This window comes from Streptomyces sp. NPDC006743 (assembly GCF_040703815.1).
Classification (GTDB): domain Bacteria; phylum Actinomycetota; class Actinomycetes; order Streptomycetales; family Streptomycetaceae; genus Streptomyces.
Genome location: NZ_JBEYJA010000016.1, coordinates 141,187 through 157,043, shown reverse-complemented (window position 1 = coordinate 157,043; position 15,857 = coordinate 141,187). Strand labels below are relative to the sequence as shown.

At 75.4% G+C, this 15,857-nt stretch carries 11 protein-coding genes and 2 pseudogenes; 3 read left to right on the top strand and 10 right to left on the bottom strand.

Annotated features, from left to right (window positions below; all coding sequences use genetic code 11):
- Positions 1 to 93: 93 nt before the first annotated feature.
- From ABZ719_RS16620 to ABZ719_RS16610, 3 genes and pseudogenes are all read right to left on the bottom strand, one after another.
- On the bottom strand, positions 94 to 678 hold the full coding sequence (locus tag ABZ719_RS16620) for a hydrolase (protein WP_366725887.1): 585 nt from the start codon (positions 676 to 678) through the stop codon (positions 94 to 96).
- Between the two features lie 32 nt (positions 679 to 710).
- A pseudogene (locus ABZ719_RS16615) lies at positions 711 to 2,213 on the bottom strand (MFS transporter).
- On the bottom strand, positions 2,210 to 2,674 hold the full coding sequence (locus ABZ719_RS16610; RefSeq protein ID WP_366725886.1) for a MarR family transcriptional regulator: 465 nt from the start codon (positions 2,672 to 2,674) through the stop codon (positions 2,210 to 2,212). The pseudogene ABZ719_RS16615 and the gene ABZ719_RS16610 overlap by 4 nt, the downstream one beginning before the upstream one ends.
- A gap of 129 nt (positions 2,675 to 2,803) precedes the next feature.
- Here ABZ719_RS16610 and ABZ719_RS16605 point away from each other — a divergent pair, with 129 nt between their 5' ends.
- Both ABZ719_RS16605 and ABZ719_RS16600 read left to right on the top strand, forming a co-directional pair.
- Positions 2,804 to 3,313 (top strand): metallophosphoesterase, encoded by a 510-nt coding sequence (locus ABZ719_RS16605; protein ID WP_366725885.1) that lies wholly within the window; start codon positions 2,804 to 2,806, stop codon positions 3,311 to 3,313.
- Between the two features lie 138 nt (positions 3,314 to 3,451).
- Positions 3,452 to 4,879 (top strand): MFS transporter, encoded by a 1,428-nt coding sequence (locus ABZ719_RS16600; protein WP_366725884.1) that lies wholly within the window; start codon positions 3,452 to 3,454, stop codon positions 4,877 to 4,879.
- A gap of 294 nt (positions 4,880 to 5,173) precedes the next feature.
- Here the strand turns inward: ABZ719_RS16600 and ABZ719_RS16595 are convergent, their stop codons facing one another.
- The 7 genes and pseudogenes from ABZ719_RS16595 to ABZ719_RS16565 form a co-directional block, all read right to left on the bottom strand.
- Positions 5,174 to 5,944 (bottom strand): SRPBCC family protein, encoded by a 771-nt coding sequence (locus tag ABZ719_RS16595; protein ID WP_366725883.1) that lies wholly within the window; start codon positions 5,942 to 5,944, stop codon positions 5,174 to 5,176.
- Between the two features lie 208 nt (positions 5,945 to 6,152).
- Entirely contained in the window at positions 6,153 to 7,259 is a 1,107-nt protein-coding gene (locus ABZ719_RS16590) for an XdhC/CoxI family protein (protein WP_366725882.1), read from the bottom strand.
- Between the two features lie 244 nt (positions 7,260 to 7,503).
- A pseudogene (locus ABZ719_RS16585) lies at positions 7,504 to 8,622 on the bottom strand (VWA domain-containing protein); the annotation flags it as partial.
- Positions 8,623 to 8,723: 101 nt separating this feature from the next.
- Positions 8,724 to 9,617 (bottom strand): MoxR family ATPase, encoded by an 894-nt coding sequence (locus tag ABZ719_RS16580; protein WP_366725898.1) that lies wholly within the window; start codon positions 9,615 to 9,617, stop codon positions 8,724 to 8,726.
- Between the two features lie 6 nt (positions 9,618 to 9,623).
- Entirely contained in the window at positions 9,624 to 10,478 is an 855-nt protein-coding gene (locus ABZ719_RS16575) for a xanthine dehydrogenase family protein subunit M (protein WP_366725881.1), read from the bottom strand.
- Positions 10,475 to 12,868, bottom strand: a complete 2,394-nt coding sequence (locus ABZ719_RS16570) for a molybdopterin cofactor-binding domain-containing protein (RefSeq protein WP_366725880.1) — start codon at positions 12,866 to 12,868, stop codon at positions 10,475 to 10,477. The genes ABZ719_RS16575 and ABZ719_RS16570 overlap by 4 nt, the downstream gene beginning before the upstream one ends.
- Complete coding sequence (locus ABZ719_RS16565) at positions 12,865 to 13,362, bottom strand: (2Fe-2S)-binding protein (RefSeq protein WP_366725879.1); 498 nt, start codon at positions 13,360 to 13,362, stop codon at positions 12,865 to 12,867. Before ABZ719_RS16565 ends, ABZ719_RS16570 begins: the two co-directional genes overlap by 4 nt.
- Positions 13,363 to 13,657: 295 nt before the next feature.
- Here ABZ719_RS16565 and ABZ719_RS16560 point away from each other — a divergent pair, with 295 nt between their 5' ends.
- Positions 13,658 to 15,640: a translation factor GTPase family protein gene (locus ABZ719_RS16560; protein WP_366725878.1), complete on the top strand. Its 1,983-nt coding sequence runs from the start codon at positions 13,658 to 13,660 to the stop codon at positions 15,638 to 15,640.
- The last annotated feature ends 217 nt before the right edge of the window (positions 15,641 to 15,857 follow it).

Below are 15,857 nucleotides of genomic sequence, written 5' to 3'. Positions count from 1 at the left end.
GCCGACAGCCCCCACAGGGCCACGAGCAGTCCCGGCGCGGTGTGCCGGGGCTGGAGCAGCAGGACGGGCACCACGCACACCAGGTGTGCGGGCTCAGCCGTGCGTCTTGGCCAGGAGTTCGAGGACCTCGGCCGTGGTGCCCGTCTCGCCCAGCCGCGGGAAGATCCGCTGCACGCTGGAGCGGTGCGCCTCCGCGTCCAGGTCCGCCATGGCGTCCGTCGCCAGGGTGACATGGTAGCCGTGCTCGTGGGCGGCGCGCGCGGTGGACTCCACCCCGATGCTGGTGGCGATCCCGGTCAGCACGATCTGCGTCACCCCGCGGCGGCGCAGCTGCACATCGAGGTCCGTGCCGTGGAAGGCGCCCCAGTTGTGCTTGGTGACGGTGATGTCACCGGGGTGGCCGGCCAGTTCGGGCACGATCACGTCCCAGCCCTCGGGACGGCTGCCGCCGCCCGCGGCGGCCTCCGTACGGCCGGGCACGGCGTCCGCGAAGTCGGCGGCGAAGGAGACCCGGACGAGGACGACGGGCAGGTCACGGGCGCGGAACGCCTCGGCCAGCTCGACGCTGCGGGCGACCACTTCGGGTCCGGTGTGGGGCGCGGTCGGCGCGGCGGCGATGCCCGCCTGGAGGTCGATCACCACGAGGGCGGTACGGGGGTCGAGGGCGGTGAGTGCCATGGGGTGCGGGCCTTTCAGGGCTTGCGGAACTGTCAGGGCTTTCGGGAGGTCAGGCGGGACAGCGACCGGTCCGGCACGCTGCTCACCAGGAGCAGCACCGATCCGGCGACCATGAAGAGGGCCAGGCCGTGCAGCCCGCCCGTGTCGGCGCGGTGCGGGAAGTACCCCGCGGTGGCCGCGGAGGCCCCCAGCGCGCCGAGGTACATGAAGGTGCGCAGCAGCCCGGCGGCGGAGGCGATCCGGGCGGGATCGGCCTGCCGGTACAGCGCGTTCTGGTTGGCGAGCCCGATCAGGCCCTGGGGTATGCCCATCACGACCCCGGCGAGCAGCAGCAGCCACAGCGGGCTGCGGGCGCCGACGAGCAGCAGGACGGCACAGGCGGCGACCTGTACGGCCGCGCCGGCGACGAGCTTGGCGCGGACGGCCTCGCGGCGGCCGGTCAGGGTGGAGACGACGAGCGCGGTACCGGACAGCGGCAGCAGCACCAGCCCCGCCGTGGAGGCGCTGAGCCCGCGCCCCTCCTCCAGCCACTGCGTGTAGCCGTACATGAAGGCGTACGTGGTGGTGTAGCCCAGCAACTGGCGGACGTACGTGGTCAGCAGCGGCACGTTGCCGCCCAGCACCCGCAGGTCGACGAAGGGCTCGGCGGCCCGCAGCTCCCGCACCGCGAAGGCGGCACCGGCCGCGACGGCGAGCACCGGCAGGTACCAGTGGTCCGCCCGCGGCTGCATCAGGAACAGCATCAGCGACACGAGCGTGCCGGCGAACAGGACCATGCCGGGCAGGTCGACGTCCCGCCGCCTCCGCCCGCCGTGCGTGGTCCGCACGGCGCTGGTCTCCCGCGTCCGGCTGATCCCCGGCGCCCCGCTCGTCTCCCGCGTCCCGCCGGTCTTCTCCGCCCGGGCCGGCCCGGGTTCGCGGGGCAGGCGCAGGGCACCGAGGACCAGGCAGGCCGCGGACAGCGGCACGTTGACGGTGAATACGGTCCGCCAGCCGCCGGCGCCGATGAGCAGACCGCCGAGGGCCGGGCCGATCACGGCCACCGTCTGGTTGGCGACGGCGAGCGCGGTCAGGACGCCCGCCGGGCTGCCCCGCCCCGTGCGCTCGGCCTCGCGCCGGGTGAGCTGCATGGACGCCGGATACGCCGCGGAGGTGCCCAGACCGAGCAGCACCCGCGCCCCGACGAGCGCGCCGAGCGACGGCGCGAGCGCTCCCAGCAGGCCCGCCACCCCGACCAGGGCCGTACCGGCGAGGTAGAGGCGGCGGGGGCCGTACATGTCCACCAGCCGGCCGATGACGGGCTATCCGACGGCGGTCGCCAGGTAGAGCGCGGAGACCAGCCAGACGGTCCGCGCCGGGGGCGCCCCGAAGGCGGCGCCGATCGGGACCAGGGCCACCGCGATCATCGACGAGTTGACCGGGTTCAGCACCGAACCGAGGATCATCGGGGCGATCAGCCGGCGGTCGAAGGCGTCGGGGGCCGGGCCCGCCGTCGCGCGGTCGCCGCCCGGCCGGCCGACGAGTCTGGACCTCACGACCGCGTCAGCCGTTCCATCAGCGTGAACGCCTCGAGGAGGGTCTGCCGCTCGGATTCGGTGAACCGGTCCTCCATGGCGCGGGTGAGCCACTCCTCGCGGATCTGCCGGTCGCCCTCGATGCGCTCGCGGCCGCCCTCCGTCAGGGTGACGAGCTGGCGGCGGCCGTCGTCGGGGTCGGGGCGGCGCCGGATGAGCCCGCGCTGCTCCAGGGCGGCGAGCGTCGTGGCCATCGACTGCGGACGGACCCCCTCGGCGGAGGCGAGGGCGCTCGCCGTGGCGGCGCCGTGCTTGCCGACCAGGGTGAGCGCCGACACCTGGGACGGCGTCAGGTCCTCGTCCTGCGCGACCTCGCGGATCCGCCGCCGCAGCCGGCTGAACACCACCCGCAGGTCGCGTGCGGCCCGCGCGGCGGAGGCGGAGACGCCCGCGGGTACTTCTTCGCTGCGCTGCTGCTCCATGCCGCCACAGTAGAATCCAGCAGGTGGAACTGTCCAGTCTGGACTGAACAGTTCCACCTGTCGACCGGCTGGGGCGGGGCGGGCGGCCGGGGAGGGGGGAGGCCGGGCCGTGCGCAGTACGCTGACGAGGTGCGTCTGCTCCTGATGTCGGACACCCACCTCCCCAAGCGCGCCCGGGAGCTGCCCGGCGAGCTGCTCGCCGAACTCCCGCGCGCCGACGCCGTCCTGCACGCCGGGGACTGGGTCGACACCGCCACCCTCGACCTGCTGGAGAGCCGCAGCCGCCGGCTGATCGGTGTGTACGGCAACAACGACGGCCCCGAGCTGCGCGCGAGGCTTCCCGAGGTGGCCCGCGCCGAGCTGGGCGGGCTGCGGTTCGGCGCCGTCCACGAGACCGGGCCCGCCCAGGGCCGCGAGGCCCGCTGCGCCGCCCGCTTCCCCGACCTGGACGTGCTGGTCTTCGGGCACAGCCACATCCCCTGGGACACCACGGCGCCCTCCGGGCTGCGGCTGCTCAACCCGGGGTCCCCGACCGACCGGCGCCGCCAGCCCCACTGCACCTACATGACCGCCACGGTCGCCGACGGCCGCCTCACCGAGGTCGAGCTGCACCGCCTGCCGCCGCGCCGGACCGGGTGAGCGGGGCGGCGGCGCGGGACGGCGAAGGCACCGGGCCCGACAGCGGCCGCCGGACCGGGTGACGCGGGCCGCCCGAACGGCCCGTGCCGGGCCCCGGCCTGAGCGGAACGGCCCGCTCCGGGTGGTACTGGTGGCCCCATGGCCGACCTTCCGCCCGCACCGGTGCGCCGAGCCGTGCGGCCCGCCCGCCGGACGGGCTCACCGCGCACCGTCCTCCTCGTCATGTGCACCGGCTACTTCCTGGTGCTGCTCGACGTCACCGTGGTCAACGTGGCGCTGCCCCGGATCGGCGCGGCCCTGGGCACCGGCGTCGCCGGGCTCCAGTGGGTGGTGGACGGGTACGCGCTCGCGCTCGCCTGCCTGATGCTCACCAGTGGCACCGCGGGCGACCGCTACGGGCACCGGCGGGTCGTCCTCGCCGGGTTCGCCGTCTTCGGGGCCGGTTCCCTGGCCTGCGGCCTCGCCCCCGGCGTGCCGGTGCTCGTCGTGGCCCGGATCGTCCAGGGCGTGGGCGCCGCGCTGCTGCTGCCCGGCACGCTGGCCGTGGTCGGCCGTGCCTTTCCCGAGGACGCCGCCCGCGCGCGGGCGATCGGACTGTGGGCGGGCGTCGGCAGTCTCGCCCTGCCCGCCGGTCCGCTGCTCGGCGGCGTGCTCGTCGACGGCCTCGGCTGGCGCGCCGTCTTCCTGGTCAACGTGCCGATCGTGCTCGTGGCCCTGGTGCGGTCCGCCCGGGTCCTGGACGAGAGCCGCGAGAGCGCGGCCCCGCCGCTCGACCTGCCCGGCATGCTGCTCGGCGCTCTGCTGCTGTGCGCGACGACGTACGCGTTCATCCAGGGCGGCCGCTCCGGCCCCGGCGCGCCGCGGGTGGCCGCGGCCGCGGTGATCGCCCTGTTCGCCCTGGCCGCCCTCGGCATCGCCGAGACCCGGCGCGGTGAGAGCGCCATGCTCCCGACCGCCCTGCTGCGGCGGCCCGCCTTCGCCGCGGCCAACACCGCCGCCGGAATCATGAACCTGGGCACACTCGGCACCCTGTTCGTGCTGACGCTCTTCCTCCAGACCGTCCAGGGCCGCTCCGCCCTCCAGGCCGGGCTGGTCCTGCTCCCGCTGTTCGCGCCGCTCGCGGTGATCGCCCCCTTCGGCGGCCGGATCACCAGCCGGACCGGAGCGCGGCTGCCCGCGGCGGCCGGTCTGCTCTGCGCCGCCGTGGGGCTCGCGCTGCTGGCCCGTGCCGCACCGCACTCGTCCTTCCCGGTGCTGCTGCCGGCGCTGCTGCTGTGGGGCGTGGGCCTGGGCGTGCTGACCCTGGCCGTCGTGGCGGCCGCCGTCGCCTCCGTGCCGGGGGAGCGTTCCGGACTCGCCTCGGCCGTCAACAACACCGCCCGTCAGACCGGGGGCGCGATCGGTATCGCGGTGGCCGGGGCGGTCGCCGGGCAGCCCGACGACGCGGACCGTTTCCTGTCCGGCCTCCACGCGGTGGCGCTCGGCTCGGCGTGCCTGTACGCGGCGTCCGTCGTCCTCGTGCTGGCCCTGCTGCCCGGGGTGGCACACGGGAGGGCGGCCCCCTGAGAGGGGGGCCGCCCCGAGGTCACACTTCCCTTTCTCGTTTCCGAATTCTCGGCGAGATCCGGGCCGCTCCGTGCGCGAAAGCGGCCCGGCAGCTGCGAGTACGCGCTGTCACGGACCTCCTTCCAGAGGGGTGTGTGCAGCACATGTGCCACAGAGGCGTGCACGCCTCATCCGTTGTGAGCCGCCTACCCCGTTCGGCAGGGATGAACCCCGCAATCCAGAAAATTCCGGCTGTCCCGGAAATGACGGAAAAGGGGAGGCCAGGCATGGGTTGTGGGTGGCGCGTGTGTCCTGTCAGCAGCCGCGCCCGCGTCGCAGCCGCCGTACGCCCAGGACGAGCAGCGCCACGGCCACGGCCGCCCCGGCGGCGACCGGAGCGGCGCGCCTGGCGACCGGCAGGGCCGCCGCGCGCAGCAGGTCGACCGGCTCGTCGCCCGCCGCGGCCGGCGCGGGGGTGGCCGGCGGGACGCGGTCGCCGGGGGCGGTGCCGCCGCCGCTGTCCGGCGCGGCTGCGGCGTGGCCGGGCTCCGGTCCCGGGCCGCTGGGAGTGGGGCCGGGACCGGGGGGAGCGGGGCTGGGAGCGGTGGCGGGGAGGGGCCCGGCGTCCGCCGTCCCCGGCGGCGCCGCGGCCAGCCGTCCCGCCAGGCAGTCCGCGAACCGGCCCACGAGCCGGTCACCCACCTCCGCCAGCACCCCGCGCCCGAACTGCGCGGGCCGCCCGGTCACGGTCAGCTCCGTCCGGACGGAGACCTCCGTGACACCGTCGTGCTCGCGCAGCGTGCCCGTGACGGTGGCCCGCGCCGTGCCCTGCCCCCGGGTCTCCCGGCCGCCGGCGACCAGCACCAGGCGGTGGGCCGTCTCGTCCTGCTCCTCGAAGACCGCCGTCCCCTTGTACGTCACCGTGACCGGCCCCAGCCGCACCTTGACCGAGCCGGTGACGGTCCTGCCGTCGTACGCCTCCACCACCGCCCCCGGCAGGCACGGCGCGACGCGCTCGATGTCGAGGAGCGCCCGCCAGGCGTCGTCGACGGGGACGGGCACGGTGAACCCGTGGTGCAGTTCCATGTCTTCCTCCTCGTGTGCGGGTCCTGCGGGGCGCGTCCGGGCTCAGAGCCGCGAACAGAACGGGCGCCCCGGCTCGCGACGCCCGGCACGCCCGCCCGCGGCGTTGCCGGAAGGCCCCGACAGCTCCGCCGCAAGGACCGTCCGGCGCCTTGCGCTCGCTCGCGCCGGACGCCGCGAGCCGATCGGACTCCCCTTCTGTTCGCGGCTCTCAGGCGGAACCGTTCGTGTGGATGGCTCCCGCCGTCGCGGTCAGCGGGGTCCCGGTGCCGCCCCAGCGCAGCGAGATGATCTCGGCCGCGACGGACACCGCCACCTCCTCGGGTGTACGGGCCCCGAGGTCGAGGCCGACCGGGGAACGCAACCGGGCCAGCTCGGCCTCGGTCACACCGGCCTCCAGCAGACGCTGCACCCGGTCGTGGTGGGTGCGGCGGCTGCCCATGGCACCGATGTAGGCGGCGGGCCGGCGCAGTGCCTCCTCCAGCAGGGGCACGTCGAACTTCGGGTCGTGCGTCAGGACGCAGATCACCGTGCGCTCGTCGGTGCCGGTCGCGTGCAGGTAGCGGTGCGGCCAGTCCGCGACCACCTCGACGGCGTCGGGGAACCGCTTCGGCGTGGCGAAGACCGGGCGGGCGTCGCACACCGTGACCCGGTAGCCGAGGAAGGCACCGATCCGGGCGACCGCGGCCGCGTAGTCGATCGCGCCGAAGACCAGCATCCGCGGGGGCGGCGCGAAGGAGTGCAGGAACACCGAGACCGCGTCCTCGCGGCGCTCGCCGCGCGGCCCGTAGTGGCGCGTCCCCGTGGCACCGAGGGCGAGTTCGCCGCGGGCGTCGGCGGTGACCGCCACGTCCAGGCCGGGCTCGCCCAGCGTCCCCGCCACCGTGTCCGGCCACACGGCGAGGGTCGCCCCGCGCGGCGCTGGCCCGTCGGTCACGGTCGCCATGGTCACCGGCTCGCCCGCGGCGACCGACGCCGCGACGGCACCGAAGGCGGGGTCCGACTCGACCGTCACGGGCCTGACCAGCACACCGATCTCACCCCCGCAGGTGAGGCCGACCGCGAACGCGTCCTCGTCGCTGTAACCGAACGCCGCCAGGCGTGCCTCGCCGCTCGCGACGACCTCCTGCGCCAGGTCGAAGACCGCGCCCTCCACACAGCCGCCGGACACGCTTCCCACCACCTCGTCGTCCGGTCCCACGGCCATCGCCGCACCCGGATCGCGCGGAGCGCTGCGGCTCACCGTCACCACGGTGGCGAGTCCGAACGGCACGCGCGCCGCGTACCACCGTTCGAGCACCGGAAAGATGTCACGCACGCTTCCGTTCCTCCCTGTACCGGTGTTGCCCGCCGCCCCCCGGCCCTCGCGCGGGGCTGTCCGGCGCGCGGCCCGGCGCGGGACGTGCCGCACGGCCCACGGCGTCCGCGGCGGTCAGCGCCCCGCAGGACCGCGGGCCGTCGGCCGTCGCCTGATGGCCCGCCGGCCCGCGGGCACCGTCCGCGCCGTCCTCCGGGCCGCCCCCCGAAGCGTCCGCGCCGCCTGGTTCCGGGCCGCCCGGATCCGCGCCGCGCACCACCGCGGCCAGCCGTTCCAGGGCGGCCAGGCTGTGGCCCTCGACGAAGGCGTCCACGCTCGGCAGCGCCGCCGCCATGCCGGCGGCGAGGGGTGCGTAACCGGGGCGGCCCTTGCGCGGGTTGGCCCACACCACCCGGTGGGCCAGCCGGTGCAGGCGGCACATCTGCTCGGCGAGCAGGTGCGGATCACCCCGCTCCCAGCCGTCGGACAGGAGCACCACGACGGCCCCGCGGGCCATGCCGCGCCGGCCGAAGCGGTCCAGGAACTCCCGCAGCAGCTCGCCCAGCCGCGTGCCCCCGCGCCAGTCGGGCACCGCCTCGGCGACCGCCGCCATCGCCAGGTCCGGGTCGCGGTGCGACAGCTCCCGGGTCACCCGGGTCAGCCGGGTGCCGACGGTGAACACCTCCGTGCGCCGGCCCCGGGCCGCCGCGTGCGCGAACCGCAGCAGAGCGTCCGCGTACGGCGCCATGGAGCCGCTGACGTCGACGAGCAGCACCACCCGCCGGGGCCGCTCCACCCGTGCGTACCGGCGCAGCAGAGCGGGCTCGCCGCCGCGCCGCAGCATCTCCCGCACGGTGCGGTGCGGATCGACCGCCCCGTGGCGGGCCGGCCGCCGCCGGGCGGTGCGCCGTGACCGGCCGCGCAGCGCGAACGCCGCCAGCAGCCGGCGCACCTGCGCGCGTTCGGCGGCGTCGAGCCCGGCGAAGTCACGGTGGCGCAGCACCTCCGCGGAACTGGCGAGCGAGGCGACGGGCGGGCCGTGCCGCCGCTCGTCCGTGTCGTCCTCGCGCCGCCCGGCGGACGCCTGCCGCACCAGGGGGCGCAGCCGGGGCGGCGCAGCGGTCCGCACGGACCCGCGCGGCGGCTGCCCGTCGGCGGCGCCGAAGTACGCGCCGAACACCCGCTCGTACCGCTCCAGGTCGTCCAGGTCCCCGCACAGCGTCAGCCGGCCCGCCCAGTAGACGTCCGCCCGCATCCCCGGGCGCAGCGCGTCCACCGCCCGCAGGAAGGCGTGGACCCGTTCGCTGCTCACCGCCACCCCGGCCGCGCGCAGTGCCCGCGCGAAGCCGAGCAGCACCGCGTCCGCGCCCGGCGCCCCGGTCACCTCGCCGGCGCGGTCGCCGCCACCGGGACGGCCGTCACCGCCGGGCCGGCTCCCGCCGCCCGGGCCGGCTCCGCCCGCCCCCGCGCCCCTTGCGTTCCCCGTCACGCCGGCCCCGCTCCCCGGGGTCCCAGGATCGCCGCGAAGTCCAGGCCGCGCGCGCGGTGCGTGTCCTCGCGGTACTTCAGGACCGAGCCCAAGGTGGCCACCGCCAGTTCGGCGTCGACCTCGTCCGCGCCCAGCGCGTCCAGGGCACGCGCCCAGTCCAGGGTCTCCGCGACGCCCGGGGGTTTGAGGAGGTCCTCGGCGCGCAGCGCCTGCACCAGGGCGGTCACCTGCTCCGCGAGGCGTGCCGACACCCCCGGCAGCCGGCGGCGCACGATGGCCAGTTCACGGGCGAAGCCGGGATGGTCGAACCAGTGGTACAGGCAGCGCCGCTTGAGCGCGTCGTGCACCTCACGGGTGCGGTTGGACGTCAGGACCACCACCGGCGGCACCTCCGCCCGCAGCGTGCCCAGCTCGGGGATCGTCACCTGGTACTCCGACAGCACCTCCAGCAGGAACGCCTCGAACTCGTCGTCGGCCCGGTCGATCTCGTCGACCAGCAGCACCGACGGCTGGGTCTGCAGCGCCCGCAGCAGCGGCCGGGCGACCAGGAACCGCCGGTCGTACAGCTCGCGCTCCAGCCGGTCGGCGTCCCTGACACCGGCGGCCTCGGCCGCCCGCAGGTGCAGCAGCTGCCGGGGGAAGTCCCAGTCGTACAGGGCCTGTGAGGCGTCGATGCCCTCGTGGCACTGCAACCGGATCAGCGGCGCGTGGAGCGCTTGGGCGAGGGCGGTGGCGAGCGCGGTCTTGCCGACGCCCGCGTCCCCCTCGCAGAAGACCGGCCGGTGCAGGCGCAGCGCCAGGAAGCAGGCGACGGCGAGCCCGTCGTCGACGAGGTAGCCGGTCTGCTCCAGGCGGGCGCGCGCCTGCTCGGGGCTGTCGATGGGGGTGATCGGCGCTCACCTCGTCCCGGTGGCGGCCAGGACCGCCCGCTCGGTGAGGACCCGGGCCAGGTGCGCCCGGTACTCGGGTGAGGCGGAGGCGTCCCGGGAGGGCCGGGTGCCGTCGGCCGCCGACCGGGCCGCCCGCGCCACCGCGCCGGCGTCCCCGGCGCCCCTCAGCGCCTCCTCGGTGGCCGCGGCCCGCAGCGGGGTCGCGCCCATGTTGGTCAGAGCGATCCGTGCCTCGGCGATGTGCCCGCCGTCGCTGCGGACGAGCGCGGCCACGCCGACCATCGCCCAGGACTGGGCGACCCGGTGGAACTTCTCGTACCGGAAGCCCCAGCCCTCGCGCCCGGGCACCCGCACCTCGGCCAGCACCTCGTCGGGCGCGAGGGCGGTCTGCAGGTAGTCGGCGAAGAAGTCGCGCGCCGGGATCGTGCGCCGGCCGCCCGGCCCCACGGCGACGAGTTCGGCGTCCAGCGCCAGGGCCACCGCGGGCAGGTCGCCGGCCGGGTCGGCGTGGGCGAGGGAGCCGCCGAGGGTGCCCCGGTGGCGTACGGCGGGGTCGGCGACCGTCTCGGTGGCCTGGGCCAGCAGCCCGGCGTACCGGCGCACCAGCGGGTCGTGGGCCACCTCGTGATGGGTGGTCAGCGCGCCGATGACGAGCGTGCCGTCCTCCTCGCGGACCCCGCGCAGTCCCGGGATCCGTCCGACGTCGACGACCAGTTCGGGGAAGGCCAGGCGCAGTCTGAGCAGCGGCAGCAGGCTCTGCCCGCCCGCCAGGACCTTGGCGTCCTCGCCCGCGTCGGCGAGGACGCGCACGGCCTCGTCGAGCGTGGCGGGCCGGACGTAGTCGAACGCGGGGGGAATCATGCCGAGGCCTCCTCGTGCGCCGTCCCGGACGGCCGCGCGCCCCGGACCGCCTCCCAGACCCTCTCCGGTGTGCAGGGCATCGGCACGTCGTGCACGCCCAGCGGGCGCAGCGCGTCCACGATCGCGTTGACGACGGCCGGGGTGGACGCGATCGTGCCGGCCTCGCCGACGCCCTTGACACCCAGCGGGTTGGAGGCCGCGGGCGTCTCGGTGCGGTCGGTCACGAAGTCGGGCAGGTCCGCCGCCGAGGGGATCAGGTAGTCGGCCATGGTGCCGGAGACCAGGTTGCCCTCGGTGTCGTACACCGCCTCCTCGTACAGCGCCTGCGCGATGCCCTGGGCGAGGCCGCCGTGCACCTGGCCCTCGACGATCACCGGGTTGATCACCCGGCCGACGTCGTCGACGCAGACGTAGGACCGGATGCGGGTCCGCCCGGTCTCGGTGTCGACCTCGACCGCGCACAGGTGGGTGCCGTGCGGGTAGGAGAAGTTCTCCGGATCGAGCACGTGTTCGGCGTTCAGGGTGGGTTCCATGCCTTCGGGCACGTCGTGCGAGGTGAACGTCGCGAAGGCGACCTCCTGGATGGTGCGGCGCGCGTCCGGTGAGCCCTTCACCGAGAACACGCCGCCCCTGAACTCCAGGTCGCCCTCGTCGGCCTCCAGCAGGTGGGCGGCGACCCTGCGCGCCTTGTCCACCACCTTCTCGGCCGCCCGGTGCACGGCCGCCCCGCCCACGACCAGCGACCGCGAGCCGTAGGTGTCCATGCCCTGCGGGGCCACCAGCGTGTCGCCGTGCACCACCTCCACGTCCTCGAAGGGCACGCCCAGCACGTCCGCGGCGATCTGGCTCCAGCAGGTCACGTGCCCCTGCCCGTGCGGGCTGGTCCCGGTGACCACCTCGACCTTGCCGGTGGGCAGCATGCGGATGCTCGCCGCCTCCCAGCCGCCCGCCGAATAGTTCAGGTCGCGCAGCACCCGGCTCGGCGCCAGCCCGCACATCTCGGTGTACGTGGACACGCCGATGCCCAGGCGCACGGGGTCGCCGCGCCCGTGGCGCTCGGCCTGCTCCGCGCGCAGCTCCTCGTACCCGAACAGGGCGAGCGCCTTCTCGGTGGCCGCCTCGTAGTCGCCGCTGTCGTAGGTCAGACCCGCGATCGAGGTGTACGGGAACTCCTCGTGCCGGATCCAGTTGCGGCGGCGCACCTCGATCGGGTCCAGGCCGACCTCCGCGGCGAGTTCGTCCATGGCCCGCTCGATGGCGTACGTGGCCTCGGGGCGTCCGGCGCCCCGGTACGCGTCGGTCGGGGTGCGGGTGGTGAACACGCCGGTGCAGTCGAACGCGTAGGAGCCCACCTTGTAGATCGCCGGGTACATGAACGCGCCCAGGATGGGGATGCCGGGGGTGACCAGCATCAGGTAGGCGCCCATGTCGGCGAGGAGGCGGACCTTGAGGCCGAGCAGCCTGCCCTCGCGGGTCGCGGCGAGCTCGATGTCCTGGATCATGCCGCGGCCGTGGTGGGTGGCCAGGTAGCCCTCGGAACGCGACTCGGTCCACTTCACCGGCCGGCCCAGCTCGCGCGCGACGGCCAGCGCGACGGCCTCCTCGCCGTACACCTGGAGTTTGGAGCCGAAGCCGCCGCCCACGTCCGGGGCGACCACGCGCAGCTTGTGCTCGGGGACGCCGGTGACCACGGAGAGCATGATCCGCAGGATGTGCGGGATCTGGGTCGCGGAGTACACCGTGTACTCGCCGGTGGCGGCGAGCGGGGTGACGACGACGGCGCGCGGCTCCATGGCATTGGGGATGAGCCGCTGCTGGCGGTAGCGGCGCGCGAGGACCACGTCCGCGCGCTCGCGGACCGACTCGAAGTCCTCGCCCGCGCGCAGCGTCCAGTCGTAGGCGCGGTTGGTGCCCTCGCCGGCGTGGACCAGCGGGGCGCCCTCGGCGAGCGCGGCCTCCAGGTCCAGGACGGGCGGCAGCGGCTCGTAGTCCACCTCGACGGCCTCCAGCGCGTCGGCGGCCGCGTACCGGTCGCGGGCCACCACGACCGCCACCGGGTCACCGGCGTGCCGGACCTCGTCCAGGGCGAGCGGGGGGTGGTCGGGATGCACCATGTCCTCGGTGACCGGCCAGGCGCAGGGCAGCGAGCCCAGACCGCCGGCGAGGTCGCGGCCGGTGAACGCGGCCACCACGCCGGGGCGTTCGAGGGCGGCCGAGACGTCGACGCGTGCGATGCGCGCGTGGGCCATGGGGCTGCGCAGGAACGCCAGGTGCAGCAGCCCGGTGACGGAGATGTTGTCGGTCCAGGTGGTCTGGCCCGTGATCAGCCGCGCGTCCTCCTTGCGCAGCCGGGCCCGGCCGACCTCCCGCTCGACGGCCTGGCCGGTCATGCCGTCACCTCCCGCGCACGCGCGGAGCCGGCGTCCCCGGCCTCGGCGGCGGCGAGCACCGCGCGGACGATGTTCTGGTAGCCGGTGCACCGGCACAGGTTGCCCTCCAGCGCCTTGCGCACCTGCTCGCCCGTCGGGTGCGGGTTCTCACGCAGCAGATCACGCGCCGCCATGATCATTCCCGGGGTGCAGTAGCCGCACTGGAGGGCGTGCCGCTCGTGGAAGGCGCGCTGCAACGGCGTCCACTCGCCGTCCTTCGCCAGTCCCTGGACGGTGGTGACCTCGCCGCCGTCCGCCTGGACGGCCAGCACCGTGCAGCTCTTCACGCTCATGCCGTCCAGCTCGACCGTGCAGGCGCCGCAGTTCGAGGTGTCGCAGCCGATCGGCGTACCGGTCAGGCCGAGCCGGTCACGCAGGTGGTGCACCAGAAGCAGACGGGGTTCGACCTCGTCCTCGTACGTCGTGCCGTCCACCGTGACCGAGATGTGGGTCATGGGCCCTCCAGAGACCGAATGGGCGTACGTGAGGGAAATCAGCGACCAGCGTGATGTACGTCACTCTATGGCCGGGCTGCGGACAGGGCGAGTGCTGCGACGCGCTTCACCGGACGCCGCGACGGCGCCCGGGTCCTCCGCACGGCCCCAAAAGCCGTTGCCGCCACGCGCCCGTCTCTGCTGCACTGCCTGCGACCCGGTCCACCGAACCGTCACCAGCGAGGAGCACCGATGCGCGCTGCGTCCATGTCCACCCCGGAAACCGCCCGACCCCCTCACAAGGACATGACGCCCCGTGCACTTGCTCAACCTCGGCATCCTCGCGCACGTCGACGCGGGTAAGACCAGCCTCACCGAGCGGCTGCTGCACTCCGCCGGAGTGATCGACGAGATCGGCAGCGTCGACTCCGGCAGCACCCGGACCGACACCCTCGCGCTGGAGCGGCAGCGCGGCATCACCATCAGATCCGCCGTCGTCTCCTTCCCGCTCGACGACGTCACCGTCAACCTCATCGACACCCCCGGCCACCCCGACTTCATCGCCGAGGTCGAGCGGGTGCTCGGCGTGCTGGACGGAGCGGTCCTGGTCGTCTCCGCCGTCGAAGGCGTGCAGGCGCAGACCCGCGTACTGCTGCGCACCCTGCGGCGGCTGCGCATCCCGACCCTGCTCTTCGTCAACAAGATCGACCGCCGCGGCGCCCGCGAGGACGACGTGCTGCGGGCGATCGTGCGGCGCCTGACCCCGGCCGTCGTGCCCATGGGCCGCACCCGGCGGACCGGCACCCGCGAGGCCCGCTTCGTCCCCGGCATCGGCCCGGCCGCCGCCGACGTCCTCGCCGACCACGACGACGACCTGCTGGCCGCCTACGTCACGGACGGACTCGGCCCCGGCCGGGTGCGCGCGGCGCTCGCCGACCAGACCCGGCGGGCCCTCGTGCACCCCGTCTACTTCGGCTCCGCCATCACCGGCGCCGGCGTGGACGCGCTCATCGGCGGCATCAGGGAACTCCTGCCCGCCGCCGGCGGTGACCCCGACGGGCCGCTGTCAGCCACCGTGTTCAAGGTCGAGCGGGGACCCGCGGGGGAGCAGACGGCGTACGCGCGCGTGTTCTCCGGCACGCTCCGCGTCCGCGACCGCGTCCCCCACGGCGAGGCCCGCACCGAGGGCCGGATCACCGCACTCGCCGTCTTCGACCACGGCACCGACGTCCGCGTCGACGCCGTGCCCGCCGGCCGCATCGCACGGCTGTGGGGGCTGACCGGCATCCGCGTCGGCGACGCCGTCGGCGAACCCCGCGAGGCCCACGGCCGCTTCTTCGCGCCCCCGACCCTGGAGACCGTCGTCGTGCCGGCCCCCGGAACCGACCGCGGCACCCTGCACCTCGCGCTCACCCGGCTCGCCGAGCAGGACCCGCTGATCGGGCTGCGCCACGACGAGGCGCGGCGGGAGATCTCCGTGTCGCTGTACGGAGAGGTCCAGAAGGAGGTCGTGCAGGCCACTCTGGCCGCCGACTTCGGGCTGGACGTCACTTTCCGGGAGACCACACCGCTGTGCGTCGAACGTCCGGTGGGGACGGGAGCGGCGGTGGAGTACAACAAGAAGGACGCCAACCCCTTCCTCGCCACGGTCGGCCTGCGCGTGGACCCCGCGCCGGCCGGCTCCGGTGTGGACTTCCGCCTCGAGGTCGAGCTGGGCTCGATGCCGTACGCCTTCTTCAAGGCGGTCGAGGACACCGTGCGCGAGAGCCTCGGACAGGGCCCGCACGGCTGGCAGGTCACCGACTGCACGGTGACCATGACCCACTGCGGCTACTCGCCCCGGCAGAGCCACGCCCACCAGGGCTTCGACAAGAGCATGTCGAGCACCGGCGCCGACTTCCGCGGCCTGACCCCGCTGGTGCTCATGGCGGCCCTGCGCCGCGCCCGCACGCTCGTCCACGAACCGATGCACCGCTTCCGTGCCGAGGTACCCGCGGACACCCTCGGCGCTCTCCTGCCGGCGCTGGCCGCACTGCGCGCGGTGCCCCGCACCACCCGCACCCACGGTCCGCTCTGCGTCCTGGAGGGTGAGGTGCCCGCCGCCCGGGTGCACACGCTGGAGCAGCGGCTGCCCGGCCTGACCCGGGGCGAGGGCGAACTGGAGAGCGCCTTCGACCACTACGCCCCGGTGCGCGGGGACGCCGTTCCCGAGCGGCCGCGCACCGACCACAACCCGCTGGACCGCAAGGAGTACCTGCTGAACCTGACCCGCCGCGTCGGCGGCCGGGACCGTTGCTGACCCTCCCGGCGGGCGCGGCGCCGGCGGGCCGCCCTCGTGGCGGACACCGGGAGGCGGCCCGCCCTCGCGCAGAGACAGGGGGCCGCCCTCGCGCGACAACACGGAGGCCTGCCCGTGTGCGGGACGCGGAGTGGCGGCCCTGCCCGTGCGGCGGACACGGGACGGCGGCCCGCCCTCGCGCCGGGCGAGGGACGGTTGACCCTGCCCCTACGTCAGG

Excerpts from the sequence above, each read along its gene's own strand:
- ABZ719_RS16620 (WP_366725887.1), bottom strand. The coding sequence starts at position 678 with ATGGCACTCACCGCCCTCGACCCCCGTACCGCCCTCGTGGTGATCGAC.
- ABZ719_RS16610 (WP_366725886.1), bottom strand. The coding sequence starts at position 2,674 with ATGGAGCAGCAGCGCAGCGAAGAAGTACCCGCGGGCGTCTCCGCCTCC.
- ABZ719_RS16600 (WP_366725884.1), top strand. The coding sequence starts at position 3,452 with ATGGCCGACCTTCCGCCCGCACCGGTGCGCCGAGCCGTGCGGCCCGCC.
- ABZ719_RS16595 (WP_366725883.1), bottom strand. The coding sequence starts at position 5,944 with ATGGAACTGCACCACGGGTTCACCGTGCCCGTCCCCGTCGACGACGCC.
- ABZ719_RS16575 (WP_366725881.1), bottom strand. The coding sequence starts at position 10,478 with ATGATTCCCCCCGCGTTCGACTACGTCCGGCCCGCCACGCTCGACGAG.
- ABZ719_RS16570 (WP_366725880.1), bottom strand. The coding sequence starts at position 12,868 with ATGACCGGCCAGGCCGTCGAGCGGGAGGTCGGCCGGGCCCGGCTGCGC.
- ABZ719_RS16565 (WP_366725879.1), bottom strand. The coding sequence starts at position 13,362 with ATGACCCACATCTCGGTCACGGTGGACGGCACGACGTACGAGGACGAG.